At 71.0% G+C, this 21,593-nt stretch carries 18 protein-coding genes; 3 read left to right on the top strand and 15 right to left on the bottom strand.

What is annotated here, in order from left to right; genetic code table 11:
• Positions 1–30: 30 nt before the first annotated feature.
• The 8 genes from cimA to ACFCV8_RS13340 form a co-directional block, all read right to left on the bottom strand.
• Entirely contained in the window at positions 31–1,638 is a 1,608-nt protein-coding gene (gene cimA, locus ACFCV8_RS13375; protein WP_376685441.1) for a citramalate synthase, read from the bottom strand.
• Positions 1,639–1,919: 281 nt separating this feature from the next.
• A complete protein-coding gene (locus ACFCV8_RS13370; RefSeq protein WP_376685440.1) occupies positions 1,920–3,242 on the bottom strand; it encodes an MFS transporter in 1,323 nt (440 codons plus the stop codon).
• A 175-nt stretch (positions 3,243–3,417) separates the two neighbouring features.
• Positions 3,418–4,023, bottom strand: a complete 606-nt coding sequence (locus tag ACFCV8_RS13365) for a TetR/AcrR family transcriptional regulator (RefSeq protein WP_376685439.1) — start codon at positions 4,021–4,023, stop codon at positions 3,418–3,420.
• A gap of 4 nt (positions 4,024–4,027) precedes the next feature.
• Positions 4,028–5,029: an agmatine/peptidylarginine deiminase gene (locus ACFCV8_RS13360; protein WP_376685446.1), complete on the bottom strand. Its 1,002-nt coding sequence runs from the start codon at positions 5,027–5,029 to the stop codon at positions 4,028–4,030.
• A gap of 47 nt (positions 5,030–5,076) precedes the next feature.
• The gene (locus ACFCV8_RS13355; protein WP_376685438.1) at positions 5,077–6,765 is read right to left on the bottom strand and encodes an urease subunit alpha; all 1,689 of its coding nucleotides are present in this window, start codon (positions 6,763–6,765) and stop codon (positions 5,077–5,079) included.
• Positions 6,762–7,442 (bottom strand): urease subunit gamma, encoded by a 681-nt coding sequence (gene ureA, locus ACFCV8_RS13350; protein ID WP_376685437.1) that lies wholly within the window; start codon positions 7,440–7,442, stop codon positions 6,762–6,764. The genes ACFCV8_RS13355 and ureA overlap by 4 nt, the downstream gene beginning before the upstream one ends.
• A 271-nt stretch (positions 7,443–7,713) precedes the next feature.
• Positions 7,714–8,802 carry a branched-chain amino acid aminotransferase gene (locus tag ACFCV8_RS13345; protein ID WP_376685436.1) on the bottom strand — a complete coding sequence of 363 codons (1,089 nt, stop codon included), beginning with the start codon at positions 8,800–8,802 and terminating at the stop codon, positions 7,714–7,716.
• A 239-nt stretch (positions 8,803–9,041) separates the two neighbouring features.
• Positions 9,042–10,082, bottom strand: a complete 1,041-nt coding sequence (locus tag ACFCV8_RS13340) for a 3-isopropylmalate dehydrogenase (protein ID WP_376685435.1) — start codon at positions 10,080–10,082, stop codon at positions 9,042–9,044.
• 129 nt (positions 10,083–10,211) lie between these two features.
• Here ACFCV8_RS13340 and ACFCV8_RS13335 point away from each other — a divergent pair, with 129 nt between their 5' ends.
• Entirely contained in the window at positions 10,212–11,774 is a 1,563-nt protein-coding gene (locus ACFCV8_RS13335) for a purple acid phosphatase family protein (protein ID WP_376685434.1), read from the top strand.
• A gap of 70 nt (positions 11,775–11,844) precedes the next feature.
• Here the strand turns inward: ACFCV8_RS13335 and ACFCV8_RS13330 are convergent, their stop codons facing one another.
• Entirely contained in the window at positions 11,845–11,973 is a 129-nt protein-coding gene (locus ACFCV8_RS13330; protein ID WP_268246630.1) for a hypothetical protein, read from the bottom strand.
• A gap of 481 nt (positions 11,974–12,454) precedes the next feature.
• Between ACFCV8_RS13330 and ACFCV8_RS13325 the strand changes: the two genes are divergently transcribed.
• The gene (locus tag ACFCV8_RS13325) at positions 12,455–13,183 is read left to right on the top strand and encodes a nitroreductase family protein (RefSeq protein WP_376685433.1); all 729 of its coding nucleotides are present in this window, start codon (positions 12,455–12,457) and stop codon (positions 13,181–13,183) included.
• A gap of 112 nt (positions 13,184–13,295) precedes the next feature.
• On the opposite strand, the gene pruA is transcribed toward ACFCV8_RS13325, so the two are convergent.
• Positions 13,296–14,927 (bottom strand): L-glutamate gamma-semialdehyde dehydrogenase, encoded by a 1,632-nt coding sequence (pruA, locus tag ACFCV8_RS13320; protein ID WP_376685432.1) that lies wholly within the window; start codon positions 14,925–14,927, stop codon positions 13,296–13,298.
• Positions 14,928–14,975: 48 nt separating this feature from the next.
• Entirely contained in the window at positions 14,976–15,902 is a 927-nt protein-coding gene (locus ACFCV8_RS13315) for a proline dehydrogenase family protein (RefSeq protein ID WP_376685431.1), read from the bottom strand.
• Positions 15,903–16,081: 179 nt separating this feature from the next.
• On the opposite strand from ACFCV8_RS13315, the gene ACFCV8_RS13310 reads away from it, so the two are divergent.
• Positions 16,082–17,227, top strand: coding sequence for a PucR family transcriptional regulator (locus ACFCV8_RS13310; protein WP_376685430.1), 1,146 nt, complete (start codon positions 16,082–16,084; stop codon positions 17,225–17,227).
• Between the two features lie 145 nt (positions 17,228–17,372).
• Here ACFCV8_RS13310 and ACFCV8_RS13305 read toward each other — a convergent pair whose 3' ends face one another.
• The 4 genes from ACFCV8_RS13305 to ilvN all read right to left on the bottom strand — a co-directional run bounded on the left by ACFCV8_RS13305 (position 17,373) and on the right by ilvN (position 21,589).
• Entirely contained in the window at positions 17,373–17,996 is a 624-nt protein-coding gene (locus tag ACFCV8_RS13305) for a TetR/AcrR family transcriptional regulator (protein ID WP_376685429.1), read from the bottom strand.
• Between the two features lie 84 nt (positions 17,997–18,080).
• A complete protein-coding gene (gene serA / locus ACFCV8_RS13300) occupies positions 18,081–19,673 on the bottom strand; it encodes a phosphoglycerate dehydrogenase (protein ID WP_376685428.1) in 1,593 nt (530 codons plus the stop codon).
• Between the two features lie 275 nt (positions 19,674–19,948).
• On the bottom strand, positions 19,949–20,950 hold the full coding sequence (gene ilvC, locus ACFCV8_RS13295; protein WP_376685427.1) for a ketol-acid reductoisomerase: 1,002 nt from the start codon (positions 20,948–20,950) through the stop codon (positions 19,949–19,951).
• 111 nt (positions 20,951–21,061) lie between these two features.
• A complete protein-coding gene (ilvN, locus tag ACFCV8_RS13290; protein WP_376685426.1) occupies positions 21,062–21,589 on the bottom strand; it encodes an acetolactate synthase small subunit in 528 nt (175 codons plus the stop codon).
• Positions 21,590–21,593 lie beyond the last annotated feature (4 nt).

Genomic DNA, 21,593 nt, shown 5'->3' with positions numbered 1-21,593 from the left:
CCCGTGCCCGGTCCGCCGGCCCGGGGGCGCTCACTCCGTCGGCTCGACCCCGGCCCGCAGCAGGCCGTACGTGCAGGCGTCCTCCAGCGCCTGCCAGGAGGCGGCGATGACGTTGTCCGCGACGCCGACCGTGGACCATTCGCCCTCTCCGTCGCCGGTGGTGATGAGGACGCGGGTGGTGGACTCGGTGCCGGTGCGGCCCTCGAGGATGCGGACCTTGTAGTCGATCAGCTCCAGCTTGGCGAGCTGCGGGTAGATCCGTTCCAGGGCGACCCGCAGCGCCCGGTCCAGCGCGTTGACCGGGCCGTTGCCCTCGGCGGTGGCGACGATCCGCTCGCCCTTGGCCCAGAGCTTCACGGTCGCCTCGTTGGCGTGCGTGCCGTCGGGACGGGTCTCGACGATGGACCGCCAGGACTCGCTGCGGAAGTAGCGGCGGACCCGGCCCTCCGCCTCGGCGCGCAGCAGCAGTTCGAAGGAGGCGTCGGCGGCCTCGTACGTGTAGCCCTTGAGCTCGCGCTCCTTGACCCGCTGGACGATCCGGCCGACGAGCGCGCGGTCGCCGCTGAGGTCGAACCCGAGCTCCTTGCCCTTGAGTTCGATGGAGGCCCGGCCCGCCATGTCGGAGACCAGCATCCGCATGGTGTTGCCGACCCGGGCGGGATCGATGTGCTGGTAGAGGTCGGGGTCGACCTTGATCGCGGAGGCGTGCAGCCCGGCCTTGTGGGCGAAGGCCGAGACCCCCACGTACGGCTGGTGGGTGGAGGGGGTCAGGTTGACCACCTCGGCGATGGCGTGCGAGATCCGGGTCATGTCGGCGAGCGCGCCCTCGGGGAGCACGGTCTTGCCGTACTTGAGTTCCAGGGCGGCGACGACCGGGAAGAGGTTGGCGTTGCCGACCCGTTCGCCGTAGCCGTTGGCGGTGCACTGGACGTGGGTGGCGCCCGCGTCGACGGCGGCCAGGGTGTTGGCGACCGCGCAGCCGGTGTCGTCCTGGGCGTGGATGCCGAGCCGGGCCCCGGTGTCGGCGAGCACCGTGGCGACGACGGCCTGGACCTGGGCGGGGAGCATGCCGCCGTTGGTGTCGCAGAGGATGACGACGTCGGCGCCCGACTCGGAGGCGGCGCGGACGACGGACTTGGCGTACTCGGGGTTGGCGCGGTAGCCGTCGAAGAAGTGCTCGCAGTCCACGAAGACCCGGCGGCCCTGTTCGCGGAGGTAGGAGACGGTGTCGACGATCATCTCCAGGTTCTCTTCGAGGGTGGTGCGCAGCGCGAGTTCGACATGGCGGTCGTGCGATTTGGCGACCAGGGTGATCACCGGGGCGCCGGACGCCAGCAGCGCCTTGACCTGCGGGTCCTCGGCGGCCTTGGCCCCGGCCCGGCGGGTCGCGCCGAAGGCGACCAGCTGGGCGTTCTTGAACTCGATCTCCTGCCGGGCACGGGCGAAGAACTCGGTGTCGCGGGGGTTGGCGCCGGGCCAGCCGCCCTCGATGAAGCCCACGCCGAAGTCGTCCAGGTGCCGGGCGATGGTGAGTTTGTCCGCGACCGTCAGGTTGATGCCTTCACGCTGGGCCCCGTCGCGCAGCGTGGTGTCGAAGACGTGGAAGCTGTCGTCCGTGGCGTTGGCCTTGGTGGTCATGCTGGTCTGACTCCTGTCGGATGGAGCGGATCCGGACATTCTGGCTCCACTTGCCCCCATCATCCCGCGCGCGGATCGGCCCGGCCGGGGTGAGGGCCGGAAAACGAAAAAACCCCTCGCGGGTGCGAGAGGTCTGCGCGCGGGTCTGGGGCAGGGTGGCCGTGCCGCACGAGGTGGTGCGGGACGGTCACTGCGGACCGGCGCGCCTGCTGCCGATAATCATGGCGGAGAAGGGCACGGTCGCAGTCTTGCACAAGGCCGCGGCCGCGCCCCGCCCCGTCTCAGGATGCGGGCGTGACGGTCCGTTCCGGTGCACCCCGCCCGGTCTCCTCGGCGCCGATCCGGCCCAGGTCGATGTCGCGGGTCTCCCGCATGGTCAGGTAGACGACCAGGGAGACCGCCGCGCAGCCCGCCACGTACCAGTAGAAGCCGGACTCGATGCCCGCCTTCTTGAACCAGAGCGCCACGTACTCGGCGGTGCCGCCGAAGAGCGCGTTGGCCAGGGCGTACGGAAGGGCGACACCCAGGGCGCGGATGCCGGTCGGGAAGAGCTCGGCCTTCACGCAGGCGTTGATCGAGGTGTAGCCGGTGACGACGACCAGGGCGAGCAGCGCCAGTCCGAGGGCGGGCCAGAAGGTGCCCGCGTGCTTGAGCATCGTCATGATCGGCACGGTCAGGAAGGTGGAGCCGACCGCGAAGGTGATGAGCAGCGGCCGCCGTCCGATCCGGTCGGAGAGCATCCCGGCGAGCGGCTGGATGCACATGAAGACGAACAGGGCGCAGAAGCTGACGAGCGAGGCGGTGGACTTCTCCATGCCCGCGCTCGTGGAGAGGAACTTGGTGAGGTACGTGGTGTACGTGTAGTACGCCACGGTCCCGCCCATGGTCAGCGCCATCACCAGGAACGCCTCGCGCCTGTGCTGCCACAGGGCCTTCAGGGTGCCGCGGTCCTGCTGCCCGGCCGCGCCGGACTCCGCGTAGACCTCGGTCTCCAGCATGTTGCGGCGCAGATAGAAGACGATCGCGGCGCCGAGCGCGCCGATGATGAACGGGATGCGCCAGCCCCAGCTGTGCAGGGCCGCCTCGGACATGTTGCGCTGCAGGACGATCTGGAGGCCCAGGCCGACGAGCTGTCCGGCGGTCATGGAGACGTACTGGAAGCTGGAGGCGAAACCGCGCCGGTCCGGGGCGGAGGCCTCGGTGAGGTAGGTGGCGCTGGCCGCGTACTCGCCGCCGACCGAGAGGCCCTGGAGCAGCCGGGCGACCAGCAGTACGGCGACGCCGCCGTACCCCGCGACGTCGTACGTCGGGGCGGCGGCGATGAGGATCGCGGAGGCCGACATGAGGGTGACGGTGAGGGTGAGCGCCGCCTTGCGGCCCCGGCGGTCGCCGATCCGGCCGAGCAGCCAGCCGCCGACCGGCCGCATGAAGAAGCCCACGGCGAAGATGCCCATGGTGTTCATGAGGTTGGCGGTCTCATTGCCCTCGGGGAAGAACGAATCCGCGAAGTAGACCGCGAAGGTCGCGTACACGAACCAGTCGAACCACTCGACCATGTTGCCGGCCGAACCGACCCAGATTTTCTTCCACTGCTCTCGTCCCATGGTCCGTCACCGTGCCCGAACCACCGGGAGGGGAACAAGGGCGCGCGGCGCAACGATCACGCGTACTTACGTACGTTTCGTTCACGGCGACGCGAACGTGCGGCGCGAGCCCTCACCGCGAGCCCTCACCGCGGGCAGTCGCCCGGCAGGCGCTGCGGGCGGTCACCGCGGGCGCTCATCGGGCGAGCAGCGACTCCTCGAGGAACTCCGTCACCCGGGCGAGGGCCCGCTCCCGCCCGGTGCCGGGGAGGCCGACCGCGACATGCACGCTGAAACCGTCGAGCAGGGCGCGCAGCCGGGCCGCGAATCCCCCGGCGTCGACCGGGCGGAACTCCCCGGCCGCCGCGCCCCGCGCCAGCAGCTCCACCAGGTCGCGGTGCCAGGCGTCCTCGACGGCGGCCTGGCGGGCGCGCGCGTCGTCGTCCGCGTTCCGCGAGCGGTTCCACACCTCCAGCCAGAGCGTCCAGTGCGGGTCGCCGGGGCCGTCCGGGAGGTACAGGCCGACGTACCCGTCGAGTTGCTCACGTGCGGTCCCCGGCCCCGACAGCAGGGCGCGCCGCCGCGCCCCGAGCTGTTCCTCGCTCCATTCCAGGGTCTGGAGCAGCAGCTCGTCCTTGGTCCGGAAGTAGTAGAGGAGGTGACCGCTGCTCATGTGGACCTCGCGGCCGAGCCCGGCCATGGTGAGGCCGTCCAGCCCGCGCTCGGCGATGGTCGCCATGGCGGCGGCCAGCAGTTGTTCGCGGGGCGGGGCGGTGTTGCGGCGGCGGGGCGCGGGGGGCACGGTTTCAGACCTTCGGCTGCTGCTGGGTGATGCAGTGGATGCCTCCACCGCCGGCGAAGATCGTACGCGCGTCGACGAGGGTGACCGTGCGGTCCGGGAAGAGTTCACCGAAAATGGCGGCCGCCTCCTGGTCGCGCGGGTCGTCGAAGGCGCAGAGCACCACGCCGCCGTTGCAGAGGTAGTGGTTGATGTAGGAGTAGTCGACCCACTCGCCGTCCGCCTCGAGCACGGTGGGCGCCGGGACCTCCACGACGTCCAGCGAGCGGCCCCGGGCGTCGGTGGCCCCGCGCAGGATGCGCACGGTCTCCCGGGTGATCTCGTGGTCGGGGTGGGCCGGGTCCGGCTGGACGTGGGCGACGACGGTGCCGGGGCGGGCGAAGGCGGCGACGATGTCGACATGGCCGAGGGTGCCGTACGTGCCGTAGTCGCCGGCCAGTCCGCGCGGCAGCCAGATCGCCTTCTCGGTGCCGAGCCGGGCGTGGACCTCGGACTCCACCTGCTCGCGGGTCCAGTCGGGGTTGCGCTCCTTGCCGAGCTGGACGGTCTCGGTGAGCAGGACGGTGCCCTCGCCGTCCACGTGGATCGCGCCGCCCTCGTTGACCAGCCGGGAGCTGTGCACGGGGACGTCGGCGAGCCCGGCGACGGCGCGGGCGATGTGCTGGTCGTGCTCCCAGCGGGCCCAGCCCTGGGCGCCCCAGCCGTTGAACGTCCAGTCCACGGCGGCCAGCTTCGTCCCGTCGGTGACGAAGGTGGGGCCGATGTCCCGCATCCAGGCATCGTCGAGGGGGTGTACGGCGATTTCCACGTCCGGGCCCAGCAGCGCGCGGGCGCCGTCCTCCTGGCCGGGTCCGACGACCATGGTGACCGGCTCGAAGCGGCGCACGGCGCGGGCGACGGTGGCCCAGGCGTCGCGGGCCGCGGCCAGTTCGGCCCCGGACTCGAAGGTGGGGTTGGGGCCGGGCCAGGCCATCCAGGTGCGTTCGTGCGGGGCCCACTCGGGGGGCATGCGGAAGGTCACTGCGGGTCCTTGGGGTCTGCGGTTCGGCGGAGGTGTCAGAGGAAGTAGAGGCGGTTGAGGGAGACGGAGTCGGCGGGCTCGGAGCGCAGCGGGTCGCCGTCCAGGGTGACCAGGCCGCTGTGGGCGTCCACGGCGACCTCCCCGGTGCGGGAGTTGTGGATCAGGTCGCCGGGGCCGATGCCGCGGGTGCCGCGCACGCCGACGCGGCGGCGCCGGGTGGGCATCTCGTCGGCGCCGAGCTGGGCGGCGGCCTGCGAGACGAAGGCCACCGAGAGGTCGGCGGCGGTGGCCCCGTACGCCCCGAACTGCGGCCCGAGGACCAGGGGTTCGCAGGTGTCGGTGGCGGCGTTGGGGTCGCCGGTGACGCCGTACGCGGGGAATCCGGCCTTCAGGACCAGCTGCGGCTTCGCGCCGAAGAACTCGGGCCGCCACAGCACGATGTCGGCCATCTTGCCGGTCTCGATGGAGCCGATCTCGTGCGAGAGACCGTGGGCGATCGCGGGGTTGATGGTCAGCTTGGCGATGTAGCGCAGCACCCGGGCGTTGTCGTCACCGGGGCCGTCGCCCTCCATCGGGCCCAGTTCGGCCTTCATCTTCCCGGCCATCGCGAAGGTGCGGCGCACCGTCTCGCCGGCCCGGCCCATGCCCTGCGCGTCGGAGGAGGTGATGCCGATGGCGCCCAGGTCGTGCAGCACGTCCTCGGCGCCCATCGTCCCGGCGCGGATGCGGTCGCGGGCCATGGCGGCGTCGCCCGGCAGGTCGGTCTTCAGGTCGTGTACGGAGACGATCATCCCGTAGTGCTCGGCGACCGCGTCCCGTCCGAAGGGCAGCGTGGGGTTGGTGGACGAGCCGATGACGTTCGCCACGCCCGCCATCTTCAGGACGTTGGGGACGTGCCCGCCGCCGCAGCCCTCGATGTGGAAGGCGTGGATCGTACGGCCTTCCAGGACGCGCAGGGTGTCCTCCACCGACAGGCACTCGTTCAGTCCGTCGCTGTGCAGGGCGACCTGGACGTCGTGCTCCTCGGCGACCCGCAGCGCGGTGTCCAGGGCGCGGGTGTGGGCGCCCATGTCCTCGTGGACCTTGAAGCCGCAGGCCCCGCCCTCCGCGAGCGCCTCGACCAGCGGGGCCTGGTGGGAGGACGAACCCCGGCCCAGGAAGCCGATGTTGACCGGCCAGGCGTCGAAGGCGTTGAAGGCGTGGCGCAACGCCCAGGGCGAGTTGACGCCGACGCCCCAGACCGGGCCGAACTCCTGGCCGATGATCGTGGTGACGCCGGAGGCGAGGGAGGCCTCCATGATCCGCGGCGAGAGCAGGTGGACATGGGTGTCGACGGCGCCCGCGGTGGCGATCATGCCCTCGCCGGAAACGATGGTGGTGCCGGTGCCGACGACGACGTCCACGCCGTCGAGGGTGTCCGGGTTGCCGGCCCGGCCGATCGACGCGATCCGGCCCTCGCGGATGCCGATCGACACCTTGCGGATGCCCTGCACGGCATCGATGACCAGGACGTTGCTGATCACGACGTCGCAGGTGTCGCGGACCGCGGCGGCCTTGAGGTGGAGCCCGTCGCGGGCGGTCTTGCCGAAGCCGGCCAGGAACTCCTCGCCGTACGCCTGGGCGTCGGACTCGACGCGGACGGTCAGCCCGGAGTCGCCGAGCCTGACCCGGTCACCGGCGCGCGGGCCGTGCACGGAGGCGTACTCGTACGGGTCGATGCTCATCGTTCAGCTCCCAGGTATCCACAGGCGGCTGCGCGCCGCAGGGCCTCCTCGCGTGCGCCGGGCGCGTCGAGCGGCCCGTCCACCAGTCCGGCGAAGCCGATCGCGATCCGGTCGCCGCCGATCGGCACGAGCCCCACCTCGACGCTCTCGCCCGGCCCGAACCGCACGGAGGACCCGGCGGGGACGCGGAGCCGCATCCCGTAGGCCTCCGCGCGGGCGAAGTCGAGCCGGGGGTTGGCCTCGAAGAAGTGGAAGTGCGAGGTCACCGAGACCGGCACGGTCGCGGTGTTGCGGACGGTCAGCCGCACCGCGGGCTCCGGCTCGGGCGTGGCGGGCCCGGGGAGCACGGCCCCGGGGCCGTCGTCGCCCAGCCCGTCGCCCAGCGGCCGGGAGACCACGGCGAGCCGCGAGCCGTCGTCGAAGACGGCCTCCACATGGACCTCGGTGACGACGTCGGCGACGCCCGGCAGCACGTCCTGCGGACCGAGCACGCAGCGGGCCGCCTCGATGGCCTCGGCCAGCCGGAGCCCGTCGCGGGCGGCCTCGCAGACGGTGTCCGCGATCAGGGCGGTGGCCTCGGGGACGTTGAGCCTCAGGCCCCGGGCGCGGCGGGCGCGAGCCAGCTCGGCTGCGCTGAACAGCAGCAGCCGGTCACGTTCCGTCGGAGTCAGTCGCATGTCTCCCACCTCTCGGTTTAGAGCGTCACTCTAACTCAAGGTTAGAGCGACGCTCTAAGACATGTGAGAGGTCCCACTCCACAGCGCGGGACCGCTCCGCGCACCGCTCCGCGCACCGCACCGCGCACCGCACCGCGCACCGCACCGCGCACCGCACCGCGCACCGCACCGCGCACCGCTCCGGGCACGCGAAAGCCGCGCCGGCGAAGCGCCTGGCGCGGCTTTCGTGCGTACTGCGTGGCCCGGTTCGGGCCCCGGCACAGGGGAGGGCTCAGCCCAGGGGGTGCATCCAGCCGTGGGCGTCCTCGACGACACCGCGCTGGATGTCGAGCAGCCGCTCACGCAGCTTCATCGTGACCTCGCCGGGCGTACCGCCGCTCTGGACCCACTCGCCGCTCGCGCACTTCACGGTGCCGACGGGGGTGATGACGGCGGCGGTGCCGCAGGCGAAGACCTCGGTGAGGCTGCCGTTCGCACTGTCCTCGCGCCACTGGTCGATGGAGACGCGCCCCTCCTCGGACTCGTAGCCGAGGTCACGGGCGACCTGGAGCAGCGAGTCGCGGGTGACGCCGGCGAGCAGCGAGCCGGTCAGCGCCGGGGTGACGATCTTGTTCCCGTACACGAAGTACAGGTTCATCCCGCCGAGCTCCTCGACCCACTTGTGCTCGATCGCGTCGAGGTAGGCGACCTGGTCGCAGCCCTTCTCGGCGGCCTCGGCCTGGGCGAGCAGGGACGCGGCGTAGTTGCCGCCGGTCTTGGCGTCGCCCATGCCGCCGGGGACGGCGCGCACCCGGTCCTCGGAGAGCCAGATGGAGACCGGCTTCACGCCGCCGGGGAAGTAGGCGCCCGCGGGCGAGGCGATCACCGCGAACAGGTACTCGTTGGCGGGCTTCACGCCGAGGCCGACCTCGGTCGCGATCATGAACGGGCGCAGGTAGAGCGACTCCTCGCCACCGTGCGCGGGCACCCACGCCTTGTCCTGCTGGACCAGCACGTCACAGGCCTCGATGAAGGTCTCGACGGGCAGCTCCGGCATGGCCAGACGGCGGGCGGAGGCCTGGAAGCGCCTGGCGTTGGCCTCGGGCCGGAAGGTGGCGACGCTGCCGTCGGGGCGGCGGTAGGCCTTGAGCCCCTCGAAGATCTCCTGGGCGTAGTGGAACACGGTGGTGGCCGGGTCGAGCGAGAGCGGGCCGTAGGGGACGAGCCGGCCGTCGTGCCAGCCGCGCCCCTCCGTCCAGCGGATCGTCACCATGTGGTCGGTGAAGCGGCGGCCGAAGCCGGGATTGACCATGCTGGCCTCGCGCTCCGCGTCGGACAGGGGGTTCGAGGAGGGCTTGAGCTCGATCGTGGGCGTCGTCATGAGTGCGTGTCCTTCACCGGTTGTATGGGGTGGACCGCGTGCACGCCGCTCCCGCCAGGCAGGTACTAGGACGTCCGAGCTTCCGTTCGACCCGCGGCCCCGTTCGATTATCGCTCCCGGGTGGCCGTGGGTGAAACGTGGTGAATACGGTCCAGTGGTCGATGGTGGCACCCGGGGCCGCACAGGTGAAGCCGCCGGGTGCGGCTGCTACCCGGCGGCTTCGAAGCGGAGTCGTCGGGTCAGCCCGCTACGCGTACCGCGAGCGCGTCGCCGATCTGTTCGGTCGTACGGGTCGAACCGTCGCGCTCCGCGAGGTCGGCGGAGACGGCGTCCTCGATGCGCGCGGCCTCGGACTCGTGGCCGAGGTGGCGCAGCAGGAGGGCGACGGAGAGGATCGTGGCCGTCGGGTCGGCCTTGCCCTGGCCCGCGATGTCGGGCGCGGAGCCGTGGACGGGCTCGAACATCGACGGGAAGGCACCCGTCGGGTTGATGTTGCCGGAGGCGGCCAGGCCGATTCCGCCGGTCACGGCGGCGGCGAGGTCGGTGAGGATGTCGCCGAAGAGGTTGTCGGTGACGATGACGTCGAAGCGCTCCGGCTGGGTGACGAAGAAGATCGTCGCGGCGTCGACGTGCAGGTAGTCGGTGGTGACCTCGGGGTATTCGGCCGCGACGCGGTCGAAGGTGTTCTTCCAGAGGTGGCCCGCGTACACCAGCACGTTGTTCTTGTGCACCAGCGTGAGCTTCTTGCGCGGACGGGCGTTCGCCCGCTCGAAGGCGTCGCGGACGACCCGCTCGACGCCGTAGGCCGTGTTCACGCTGACCTCGGTGGCGACCTCGGCGGGGGTGCCGGTGCGCAGCGAGCCGCCGTTGCCGGTGTACGGGCCCTCGGTGCCCTCACGGACGACGACGAAGTCGATGTCCGGGCGGCCGGCCAGCGGGGTCGCGGTGTTCGGGAACAGCTTGGACGGGCGCAGGTTGATGAAGTGGTCGAAGGCGAACCGCAGCTTCAGCAGGAGCCCGCGCTCCAGGACGCCGGACGGCACGGAGGGGTCGCCGATCGCGCCGAGCAGGATGGCGTCGTGGCCCTTGAGGGCTTCGAGGTCCGCGTCCGGGAGGGTTTCGCCGGTGCGGTGCCAGCGCCGGGCGCCAAGGTCGTACTCCTTGGTCTCCAGCTTCACGTCCTGCGGGAGAACGGCGCGGAGGACCTTCAGACCCTGGGCCACGACCTCCTGGCCGATACCGTCACCGGGGATCACTGCGAGATTGATGCTGCGAGACATGTCCGCACCCTACTGCCCGTCCCATCCCATGACATGCGACGTCCACCATGCGGACACATGGGCAGCTATACGTGTACCGTTCACCTATTCGCCGGTAGGGCGTCGGCCGACGGGTGGATGTTCTGGTTCATGGACATCCCCCGTTTCGGAATCCCCGAGAAGCTCGCCGCCCGTATGAGCATGGCCGAGCAGCACGAGTATCTGCGCACCCGGCTGACCCGGCGCGGCGCGCTCCGCGCGGGCGTGGCGACCGCGGCGGTCGCCGGCGCCGGGCTCGCGGCCCAGCCCGCCCAGGCCGCCCCCACCGTGCTCACCGCGCCCCGCACCTCCACCCGGGTCGACGGTGCGCTGGTGGCACCGTTCGGACGGCATCTGGCCTACGGGGCGGACCCGAGGACACGGATGACGGTCTCCTGGCAGGTCCCGTTCGCCGTGCGGCGGCCGTACCTGCGGATCGGGCTCCAGCCGTGGGCGCTGAGCCGCCGGATCGACGCCGAGGTGCGCCACCTGACCACCCCGGAGCTGAACGGCGGGAAGATCGCCGCGGCCGAGCAGTTCTATCTGCACGCGAGCCTGGAGCGGCTGCGGCCGGGCACCACGTACTACTACGGGGTCGGCCACGACGGCTTCGACCCGGCCGACGCCCGCAACCTGGGCACCCTCGGCACCTTCACCACCGCGCCCGCCCGCGCGGAGCCCTTCACCTTCACCGCCTTCGGCGACCAGGGCGTCAGCTACCACGCGCTCGGCAACGACCAGCTGATCCTCGGCCAGAACCCGGCCTTCCACCTGCACGCGGGCGACATCTGCTACGCGGACCCGTCCGGCTCGGGACGGCCCACCGACAGCTACGACGCCCGCACCTGGGACCAGTTCCTGGCACAGACCGAGACGGTGGCGAAGACGGTGCCGTGGATGGTCACCACCGGCAACCACGACATGGAGGCGTGGTACTCGCCGGACGGCTACGGCGGCCAGAACGCCCGCTGGACGCTGCCCGGCAACGGCCCGGACCCGGTGCACCTGCCCGGCGCCTACTCCTTCACGCACGGCAACGTGGCCGTCGTCGCGCTGGACGCCAATGACGTCTCGTACGAGATCCCGGCCAACTTCGGGATCAGCGACGGCCGCCAGACCCGCTGGCTGGACCGGCGCCTGGGCGAACTGCGGGCCCGCCACGACATCGACTTCATCGTGGTCTTCTTCCACCACTGCGCCTTCTCGACGACCAACGCGCACGCCTCCGACGGCGGGGTGCGCGACGCCTGGGTGCCGCTCTTCGAGAAGCACCGGGTGGACCTGGTCGTCAACGGCCACAACCACGTCTACGAGCGCACCGACGCGATCCTGGACAACGCCGTCCGGCGCAAGGTCCCCATCGGCGACCGCACCGACCCGGCCCGGGACGGCATCGTGTACGTCACCGCGGGCGGCGCGGGCAAGGCGCTGTACGACTTCCCGGTCCCGGACAGCTACGAGGGGCACGTGGCCGACCGGGAGAGCGTGGACACGTACCACGTGACCAGGGACGGACAGCGGGCCGCCGAGACCGTGGAGTGGTCCCGGGTGCGCTACACCGGGTTCTCGTTCCTGGCGGTGACGGTCGAGCCCGGCCGGCACCCCCGGATGAAGGTGGCGGCGCTCGCCGAGTCGGGCGAGCGCGTCGACCACTTCGAGATCGCCCGGAGCTGACGGGCGGGTACTGACCGGACCGGCACCGGCCGGACCGGTACCGACTGAACCGGTACCGACTGGGCCGGTCTCAGTGACCGGTGGAGCCGCCGTTGTCCCTGCGGTCGAGGGCGCGCTGGAGGGCGGCGGCGGCGTTCCGGCGCTCCGACTCGGTCGGGCGGTGGGAACGGCGGACACGGCGGACGGTCGTCTGGACCATGATGGATCGACTCCTTGAGATCACGGGGATTTCGAGATCGAAGATCGAAGATCGTGAAAGTGATTTCGAGATCAGGATTTCGAGGCGCCGGAGGGGCGGGGAGCGCGCACCGCAGGGGTTGCCTGCACTAGGGCGCGCACTCACGACCGCCAGTCGCTGGATCGAGCGTGACGTTCGGCTCCTACAAAGCTAGGGCAGCGGAGCCGGTCTGTCTCCACAGTTACTCGGACTTCCTACTATCTGAGACGGAGGTTTGGGCCCGGCCCCCGGAACCGACCGGCCGAACGCCCAGGGCTCGGGGCATCGCCCCAGCTCGGACGGGGTGCCGGGGAGGCCCGCCGGACGGGCGGCAATTGTCCGGCAGCGACCCGGCAATATGCTCACGGCGTCACGTTCCCGGCACCGCCACCACCGACGGGCGCCCAGTCGCCGGTCGGCCGCACCCTGGTCCGGACCAGTCATGATCGGCCACACTGCCGCCATGACCGACACCCCGGCCAGCACGGCCACCACAGCCGCATCCACCCGGTGGACGCCCATCCACGGCGCCGCCTACCAGCCGGTCCCCTACCGCCCCGGGCGGATGGCGGCCGACGAGTCGCTCGCCACCGCCGCCCGGCTGCGGCGGCGGATGGACGAGCGCAGGACCGTACGCCGCTTCTCCCCCGACCCCGTGCCCGAGCAGGTGGTACGGGACGCGATCGCCTGCGCCGCGACCGCGCCGTCCGGCGCCCACCAGCAGCCGTGGACCTTCGTCCTGGTCAAGGACCCGGAGGTGCGGCGGCGGATCCGGGAGGCGGCGGAGCACGAGGAGCGGATCAGCTACGAAGGCCGGCTCGGCGAGGAATGGCTGGCGGCGCTGCGTCCGCTGGGCACGGACGCGGTCAAGGCCCATATGACGGACGCCCCGGCGCTGCTGGTGGTGTTCCAGCAGCGGTACTGGGTCGGCGAGGACGGCACCCGGCACAAGCACTACTACGTCGACGAGTCGGTGGGGATCGCGGTCGGCATGCTGCTGAGCGCCCTGCACCAGTCGGGCCTGGCGGCGCTGATCCACACCCCGAGCCCGATGCGGTTCCTGCGCGAGGTGCTCGGCCGCCCGGAGAACGAGAAGGCGTTCGCGGTGATCCCGGTCGGCTACCCGGCCGACGACTGCGAGGTGCCCGGCCTGATACGCAAGTCGCTCGACCAGGTGCTCGTGGAGATCTGAGGACCGGGCCGTACGGGCCCCGGAAATGGAAACCGCCTCCCGGCCGGCAGGGGAACCGGGCGGGAGGCGGAGTTCATGGGCGGGGCGCCGGGGTGGGGCGCCCCGCGGGGTGTCAGCCCTGGTGGGGGTAGGTGTAGTCGGTCGGCGGAACCAGCGTCTCCTTGATGGCCCGGGTCAGGGTCCAGCGCTGGAGGTTCTGCGGAGCGCCCGCCTTGTCGTTGGTGCCCGAGGCCCGGCCGCCACCGAAGGGCTGCTGGCCGACGACGGCACCGGTCGACTTGTCGTTGATGTAGAAGTTGCCCGCGGCGTACCGCAGCTTCTCCATCGTGTGCGCGGCGGCGGCGCGGTCGTTCGAGATGACGGAACCGGTCAGCGCGTAGTCGGAGACCGACTCCATCTGCTCCAGCATCTCGTCGTACTTCGCGTCCTCGTAGACGTACACGGCGAGGATCGGGCCGAAGTACTCGGTCGTGAAGACCTCGTTGGCCGGGTCGGTGCACTCGATGACGGTCGGACGGACGAAGTAGCCCACCGAGTCGTCGTACGTGCCGCCCGCGACGATCGTGCAGCTCGGGTCGGCCTTGGCACGGTCGATCGCGGCCTTGTTCTTGGCGAACGAGCGGTCGTCGATGACGGCGCCGATGAAGTTCGACAGGTCGGTGACGTCACCCATGGTGATGGAGTCGACCTCGGCGGCGAAGGTCTCCTTGAAACCGGAGTTCCAGATGGAGGCCGGGACGTACGCCCGCGAGGAGGCCGAGCACTTCTGGCCCTGGAACTCGAAGGAGCCGCGGGTCAGCGCGGTCTTCAGGACGGCGTGGTCGGCCGACGGGTGGGCGACGACGAAGTCCTTGCCACCGGTCTCGCCGACGAGCCGCGGGTAGGTGCGGTAGTTGGCGATGTTGGTGCCGACCGTCTTCCACAGGTGCTGGAAGGTGGGGGTCGAGCCGGTGAAGTGGATGCCGGCCAGGTCAGGGTGGTTCAGCGCGATCTCGGAGACGGCCAGGCCGTCACCGGTCACCAGGTTGATGACGCCCTTGGGCAGACCGGCCTCCTCCAGCAGCTGCATCAGCAGCACCGCGGAGTGGGTCTGGGTCGGGGACGGCTTCCACACCACGACGTTGCCCATGAGGGCGGGGGCGGTGGGCAGGTTGCCCGCGATGGCCGTGAAGTTGAACGGCGTGATCGCGTAGACGAAGCCCTCCAGCGGGCGGTGGTCCATGCGGTTCCACACGCCGGCCGAGTTGGCGGGCGGCTGCTCCGCCAGGATCTGGCGCGCGTAGTGCACGTTGAAGCGCCAGAAGTCGACGAGCTCGCAGGGGGTGTCGATCTCGGCCTGCTGGGCGGTCTTGGACTGGCCGAGCATGGTGGAGGCGGCCATCGTCTCGCGCCACGGGCCGGACAGCAGCTCGGCGGCGCGCAGGATGATCGCGGCGCGGTCGTCGAAGGACATCGCGCGCCAGGCCGGGGCGGCGGCGAGCGCGGCGTCGACCGCGTCCTTGGCGTCCTGCTCCGTGGCGTTGGCGTACGTACCGATGACGGCCTTGTGGTTGTGCGGCTGCACGACGTCGAAGCGGTCACCGCCGCCCATCCGCTTCTCGCCGCCGATGGTCATCGGCAGCTCGATGGGGTTCTGGCTCAGCTCCTTGAGCTTCTCCTCCAGGCGGGCACGCTCCGGGGAGCCCGGGGCGTAGGAGTGGACCGGCTCGTTGACCGGCGCGGGGACCTGGGTCACAGCGTCCATGGTTTCCGTTGCTCCTTGGGTAGAGAGGTGGAGGGGGAGGGGGAGGGCTCAGCCCTTGGTCAGGATGGAGCGGCCGAAGAACAGCAGGTTCGCCGGCTTCTCCGCGAGACGGCGCATGAAGTAGCCGTACCAGTCGGTGCCGTACGCCGTGTAGACCCGCATCCGGTGGCCCTCGGCGGCGAGCCGCAGGTGCTCCTCGCTGCGGATGCCGTAGAGCATCTGGAACTCGTACTCGTCCAGCTTGCGCCCGGCGCGGCGGCCCAGCTCCTGGGCGATGGCGATCAGGCGGGGGTCGTGCGAGCCGATCATCGGGTAGCCCTCGCCCTCCATGAGGATGCGCAGGATCCGGACGTACGCCTTGTCGATCTCGGCCTTGTCCTGGTACGCGACGGAGGCGGGCTCCTTGTAGGCGCCCTTCACGATGCGGACGCGGCTGCCCGCGGCGGCCAGGCGGCGGGCGTCGTCCTCGGTGCGGAACAGGTACGCCTGGATCACACAGCCGGTCTGCGGGAAGTCCTTCCGCAGCTCCTCGTGGATGGCGAACATCGAGTCGAGGGTGGTGTGGTCCTCGGCGTCCAGGGTGACCGTGGTGCCGATCGCGGCGGCGGCCTCGACGACCGGGCGGACGTTGGCGAGCGCCAGCTCGTGGCCCCCGTCCAGCGACTGGCCGAACATGGAGAGCTTCACGGACATCTCTGCCTTGGTGCCCAGGCCCAGGTCCTTGAGGCGCTCGATCAGTTCGAGGTAGGCGTCGCGGGCGTCGGCGGCCTGCTCGGGGGTGGTGATGTCCTCGCCGACCACGTCGAGGGTGACTTCGAGGCCCTTGGCGGCGGCGTCCTCGATGACGGGCACGACCTGGTCGACGGTCTCACCGGCGATGAACCGGTCGACGACCTGCTTGGTGCCGGGTGCGGCCGAGATGAAACGGCGCATCTTGTCGCTGCGGGACGCGGCGAGAATCACGGGAGCCAGCACGGGGCACCTCCACGGAAAGTACGAACGGAGGCCATATCGGTCGAGGGGTAACAGACCGGTACAGCACGGAGAACCACCGTGAAATCTAAGGATCGCTCCGATCCTGTGCCATCGACAGCTGTCACGCATCCGCTCCCCCGTTCTCAGACATATGTCTGAAGGAGTGCGAGAATGATCGGGTGAAGGGTGATTACCAGGAGCTGGTCGACGAGATCTCCGGGCTGCTCGGCGCCCCCGCGACGCTGGAGAACCGGGATTTCGGCCTGGTCGCCTTCGGTGCCCACGACAGCGACGACGACAGCGCGATGGACCCGGTCCGCACCCGCTCGATCCTGACCCGCCGCTCCACCCCGGCCGTCCGGACCTGGTTCGAGGGCTTCGGCATCACCCGCGCCACCGGCCCCGTCCGCATCCCCGCCGCCCCGGAGGCCGGGGTCTTCCGGGACCGGATCTGCCTCCCGGTGCGCCATCGCGGGGCGGTGCTCGGTTACGTGTGGCTGCTGGACGCGCACCCCGGGCCGACCGACGAGCAGCTGGCCGCGGCGATGGAGGTGGCGGCCCGGATCGGTGCGCTGCTGGCCGAGGAGGCGCGGGCGGGCAGCGATCCGTCCCGGGAGTTCGGCGCGGTGCTGGCCGCCGGGCGGGGCTGGCAGCGCGACATGGCGGTGGCCGCGCTCACCGAGGCGCTCGGCCCGGACGCGCAGGGGCTGCACACGGTGGTGTGCGTGACCCCGTGGCCGCTCGACCCGCCGTCGGTACGCACGGTGCCGTCGGCGGCGGCGCTCGCCCCGGTCGCCGGGGCCGGGGCGCCGCACTCACTGGCCGCGCTGGTCCGGCTGCGCTCCTCCGGGGTGCTCGATCCGGCGTACGCCGCCGCCGACCGGCTGCGCGTGGTCGCGGGCGGGCCCGCCACCGCCGGGGTCGCGGTGCCCCGCCGGGGCCTGGCGGAGTTGGCCGCGGCCTGGCGGGAGGCGGCGGCCGCCGCCCGCGCCGCCGCGGCCGAGGACCGGTTCGGCGAGGTCGTCGAATGGTCGGCGATCGGACCGTACCGGCTGCTGACCACGCTTCCCGCCCACACCGTCGCGGACCCCGCGGTACGCGCCCTGCTCGCCCCGGCGCACAAGGATCTGGCCCACACCGCCGAGGCGTTCCTCGACTGCGCGGGGCAGGCGTCCCGGACGGCCGCCGTGCTCGGCGTCCACCGCCAGACGCTCTACTACCGCCTCTCCCGCATCCAGCAGCTCACCGGCCTCGATCTCAACGACGGCGAGGACCGGCTGCTGCTGCACATGGCCCTCAAGAGCGCCCGGCTGGGCCGGGCCTGACCCGGCGGGCGGCCGCCCGCGGCCACCCCGCGCCCACGTGCCCGACGCACTGGAAGCCGGCCGGCCCGGTGGGCTCGTGGACGCGGGCCCGGACCGCGGCCGGCCCATCACCGGCAAGGCCCACCACCGGTACTCCCGACGGTGACTACGACGCCCCCTGCCCCGGATCGGGAGCGGTGCGTTCCTGGTCCGACCGGCCGCCCAGCACGGCCTTCAGACCGTCCGTCAGGTCCTGGGCGGACGGGGCGGACTCCTCGTCCATCATCCACTGGACCATCACGCCGATGAGGAGCGCCTGGCAGAACAGCCCGGCCACCCGCGACCGCTCGGGGTCCTTCTCCGGGTCGATGCCGAGCATGTTCTCGGCGAGCCCGTCGCGCCCCTCGCGCTGCGGGCCCAGCAGGGCGTCGCGCAGCGCGGGGTCCTTCTCCAGCCGGGAGACGACCTCCATCTGGAGCTGCCAGACGGACCGGGTACCGGGGTAGCTGGCGATCACCCGCTGCCAGGTGTCGCGGAACTGGTCGAGCGGCGCCAGGGGCCCGGCATCGGCCGCGTCCCCCTTCTCCGGCTCGGTGAGCAGATCGCCCCACTCCTCCGTCACCCTCAGGAAGGCGAGGTTGAGCAGCGCCTCCTTGGAGCCGTAGTGGTAGCCGATGGAGGCGAGGTTCGTGCCGGAGGCGGCCACGATGTCCCGCGCCGTCGTCCGGGCGTACCCCTTCTCCAGCAGGCAGCGCTTGGCGCCTTCGAGCAGATCCTCACGGTGTCCCATGACAGCAGCGTACCCGGCACACAGACATACGTGTAAGACGTACGTCTAGATGCCGGGTACGCGACAGCGGCGGAGGTACGGCCGTCAGTAGGTGAGGTTCACCGTGCGGGCCGAGGCGGCGCCGATCTCCGTGGCGATCTCGGCGAGCACCGAGGCCGGGACGTCGTCGTCGACGGTGAGGACGACCAGGGCCTCGCCGCCCGCGCCGGTCCGGGAGACCTGCATGCCCGCGATGTTCAGACCGGCCTCGCCGAGGATGCGGCCGACGGTGCCGACGACGCCCGGGCGGTCCTCGTAACGCAGCACGACCATGTGGTCGGCGAGCGCCAGGTCCACGTCGTACTCGCCGACGGCGACGATCTTCTGGAGGTGCTTGGGCCCGGCCAGCGTGCCGGAGACCGAGATCTCCTCGCCGCCCGAGAGCGTGCCGCGGACCGTGACCACATTGCGGTGCTCCGGCGACTCGGAGCTGGTGGTGAGGCGGACCTCGACACCGCGCTCCTGCGCGAAGAGCGGGGCGTTCACGTAGGACACGGTCTCGTCGACCACGTCCTCGAAGACGCCCTTGAGCGCGGAGAGCTCGAGCACCTTGACGTCGTGCTGGGTGATCTCGCCGTAGACCTCGACGTCGAGGCGGACGGCGACCTCGCCCGCGAGGGCGGTGAAGATGCGGCCGAGCTTCTCGGCGAGCGGCAGCCCCGGCCGTACGTCCTCGGCGATCACGCCGCCCTGGACGTTGACCGCGTCCGGGACCAGCTCACCGGCGAGAGCCAGGCGCACGGACTTGGCGACCGCGATGCCCGCCTTCTCCTGGGCCTCGTCGGTGGAGGCGCCGAGGTGCGGGGTGCAGACGACCTGGTCGAACTCGAAGAGCGGGGAGTCCGTGCAGGGCTCCTTCGCGTACACGTCGAGACCGGCACCGGCGACCCGGCCCTCCTTGAGGGCGGAGGCGAGGGCCGCCTCGTCGACGATGCCGCCGCGCGCGGCGTTGACGATGCGGACCGAGGGCTTCACCTTGTGCAGCGCCTCGTCACCGATCAGGCCGATCGTCTCGGGCGTCTTGGGCAGGTGCACGGTGATGAAGTCGGCGACCTGGAGCAGCTCGTCGAGCGTGAGGAGCTTGACGCCCATCTGCGCGGCACGGGCGGGCTGCACATAGGGGTCGTACGCGACGATCTTCATACCGAAGGCGGACATGCGCTGGGCGACCAGCACGCCGATGCGGCCGAGGCCGACGACGCCGAGGGTCTTCTCGCTCAGCTCGACGCCGGTGTACTTGGACCGCTTCCACTCGCCGTTCTTGAGCGCGGTGTTGGCCTGCGGGATGTTGCGCGCGGTGGCGACCAGCAGACCGCAGGCGAGCTCGGCCGCGGTGACGATGTTGGAGGTCGGGGCGTTGACGACCATCACGCCGGCCTTGGTGGCGGCGGAGACGTCGACGTTGTCGAGGCCGACGCCGGCGCGGGCGACGACCTTCAGCTTCTTCGCGGCGGCGATGGCCTCGGCGTCGACCTTGGTCGCCGAGCGCACCAGGATGGCGTCGACATCGGCGATCGCGGGGAGGAGTTCGGCGCGGTCCGCGCCGTTGCAGTGCCGGATGTCGAAATCCGGTCCCAGCGCGTCCACCGTGGCGGGCGACAGCTCTTCAGCGATGAGTACGACAGGTTTCGAGCTCACGTGGGTCCTCACAGGTCCAGTGCGGACGGCCGTCCCGACGGCCGCAGGCGTGGAGGGGCTTGCCGCGTGGAAGACGCACGACACTGTGGGCCTGACGCGTGTATGTGTGGAGCAGTGTAGTCATGCACCAGGACGCATATTGCGCCCCGTTGGAAGGATCACCCGCACGGGGGTGGACGACTTGTACACACGTACGACGCCGCGACTTCCAGCGGTGGAGAAGGGGAAAACGCCCCGGGGGCGGGCCGGTGGACCCGCCCCCCGGGGCGTCGGTGTTACGCGTCCTCGTCGTTGACCCAGCTCATGAGCTTGCGCAGCTCGCGGCCGGTGGTCTCCAGGAGGTGGTCGCTGTCGGCCTTCTTGTACTCGTTGTACTTGGGCAGGCCGTTGTGGTACTCGGCCATCCAGTTCTTCGCGAAGGTGCCGTCCTGGATCTCCGCGAGGACCTTCTTCATCTCGGCCTTGGTCGCCTCGGTGATGATCCGCGGGCCGGTGACGTAGTCGCCCCACTCGGCGGTCTCCGAGATCGACCAGCGCATCTTCTCCAGACCGCCCTCGTACATCAGGTCCACGATGAGCTTCAGCTCGTGCAGGCACTCGAAGTACGCGATCTCCGGCTGGTAGCCCGCCTCGGTCAGCGTCTCGAACCCGGCCTTCACCAGCGCCGCCGTACCACCGCAGAGAACGGCCTGCTCACCGAACAGGTCGGTCTCGGTCTCCTCGGTGAACGTCGTCTTGATAACCCCGGCCCGCGTCCCGCCGATCGCCTTCGCGTACGAGAGCGCCAGCGCCAGCCCGTTGCCCGAGGGGTCCTGCTCGACCGCCACGATGCACGGAACCCCGCGCCCCTCCTCGTACTGCCGGCGCACCAGGTGGCCCGGACCCTTCGGCGCGACCATGCACACGTCGACATCGGCCGGCGGCGTGATGAAGCCGAACCGGATGTTCAGACCGTGCCCGAAGAACAGCGCGTCCCCGGCCTTCAGGTTGTCCCGGACGGACTCCTCGTAGACCTTCGCCTGGATCGGGTCCGGCACCAGGATCATGATCACATCGGCCTCGGCGGCGGCCTCGGACGGCGAGACCACCCGAAGCCCCTGCTCCTCGGCCTTCACCTTCGACTTCGAGCCCTCGTGCAGACCGACCCGGACGTCGACACCCGAGTCACGCAGCGACAACGCGTGCGCGTGCCCCTGGCTCCCGTAACCGATGACCGCGACCTTGCGGCCCTGGATGATGGACAGATCGGCGTCGTCGTCGTAGAACAGCTCGGCCACTGGGTTTCTCCTTGGTGTGCAGGTGTTGCGTCCCACCGTACGGCGGGGTGCGTCAGATACGTTCTCGGGTCTCGCCATACGAGCGGCGAGGCGGCGGGGCCGGTTGCGGCCCTACGCCGTGCGGTCGAGGGCGCGCAGCGAGCGGTCGGTGATCGAGCGCGCGCCACGTCCTATGGCGATGGTGCCGGACTGGACCAGCTCCTTGATGCCGTACTGCTCCAGCATCTTGAGCATGGCCTCCAGCTTGTCGGAGCCGCCGGTCGCCTCGATCGTGACGGCCTCCGGGGAGACGTCCACGGTCTTGGCGCGGAACAGCTTGACGATCTCGACGATCTGGGAGCGGGTCTCGTTGTCGGCGCGGACCTTCACCAGAACGAGTTCGCGCTGGATCGCAGCGGAGTGCTCGAGTTCGACGATCTTCAGGACGTTCACCAGCTTGTTGAGCTGCTTGGTCACCTGCTCCAGGGGCAGGTCCTCGACACTCACCACGATGGTGATGCGGGAGATGTCGGGGTGTTCGGTGGTGCCGACCGCGAGCGAGTCGATGTTGAAGCCGCGGCGCGAGAACAGGGCGGTGATCCGGGCGAGGACACCGGGCTTGTTCTCGACCAGGACGGAGAGCGTGTGCTTGGTGGACATGGCG

The organism is Streptomyces sp. NPDC056347, from assembly GCF_042262625.1.
In the GTDB taxonomy this organism is placed as follows: domain Bacteria; phylum Actinomycetota; class Actinomycetes; order Streptomycetales; family Streptomycetaceae; genus Streptomyces.
This window is presented reverse-complemented; position numbering and strand designations above follow the sequence as displayed.

Coding starts and splice junctions, on each gene's coding strand:
- ureA (WP_376685437.1), bottom strand. CDS start 7,442: ATGCGACTGACTCCGACGGAACGTGACCGGCTGCTGCTGTTCAGCGCA.
- ACFCV8_RS13305 (WP_376685429.1), bottom strand. CDS start 17,996: ATGGGACACCGTGAGGATCTGCTCGAAGGCGCCAAGCGCTGCCTGCTG.
- ACFCV8_RS13340 (WP_376685435.1), bottom strand. CDS start 10,082: ATGTCTCGCAGCATCAATCTCGCAGTGATCCCCGGTGACGGTATCGGC.
- cimA (WP_376685441.1), bottom strand. CDS start 1,638: ATGACCACCAAGGCCAACGCCACGGACGACAGCTTCCACGTCTTCGAC.
- ACFCV8_RS13355 (WP_376685438.1), bottom strand. CDS start 6,765: ATGAGCATCGACCCGTACGAGTACGCCTCCGTGCACGGCCCGCGCGCC.
- pruA (WP_376685432.1), bottom strand. CDS start 14,927: ATGGACGCTGTGACCCAGGTCCCCGCGCCGGTCAACGAGCCGGTCCAC.
- ACFCV8_RS13330 (WP_268246630.1), bottom strand. CDS start 11,973: ATGGTCCAGACGACCGTCCGCCGTGTCCGCCGTTCCCACCGCCCGACC.
- ACFCV8_RS13370 (WP_376685440.1), bottom strand. CDS start 3,242: ATGGGACGAGAGCAGTGGAAGAAAATCTGGGTCGGTTCGGCCGGCAAC.
- ACFCV8_RS13360 (WP_376685446.1), bottom strand. CDS start 5,029: ATGCCCCCCGAGTGGGCCCCGCACGAACGCACCTGGATGGCCTGGCCC.
- ACFCV8_RS13325 (WP_376685433.1), top strand. CDS start 12,455: ATGACCGACACCCCGGCCAGCACGGCCACCACAGCCGCATCCACCCGG.
- ACFCV8_RS13345 (WP_376685436.1), bottom strand. CDS start 8,802: ATGACGACGCCCACGATCGAGCTCAAGCCCTCCTCGAACCCCCTGTCC.
- ACFCV8_RS13335 (WP_376685434.1), top strand. CDS start 10,212: ATGGACATCCCCCGTTTCGGAATCCCCGAGAAGCTCGCCGCCCGTATG.
- ilvN (WP_376685426.1), bottom strand. CDS start 21,589: ATGTCCACCAAGCACACGCTCTCCGTCCTGGTCGAGAACAAGCCCGGT.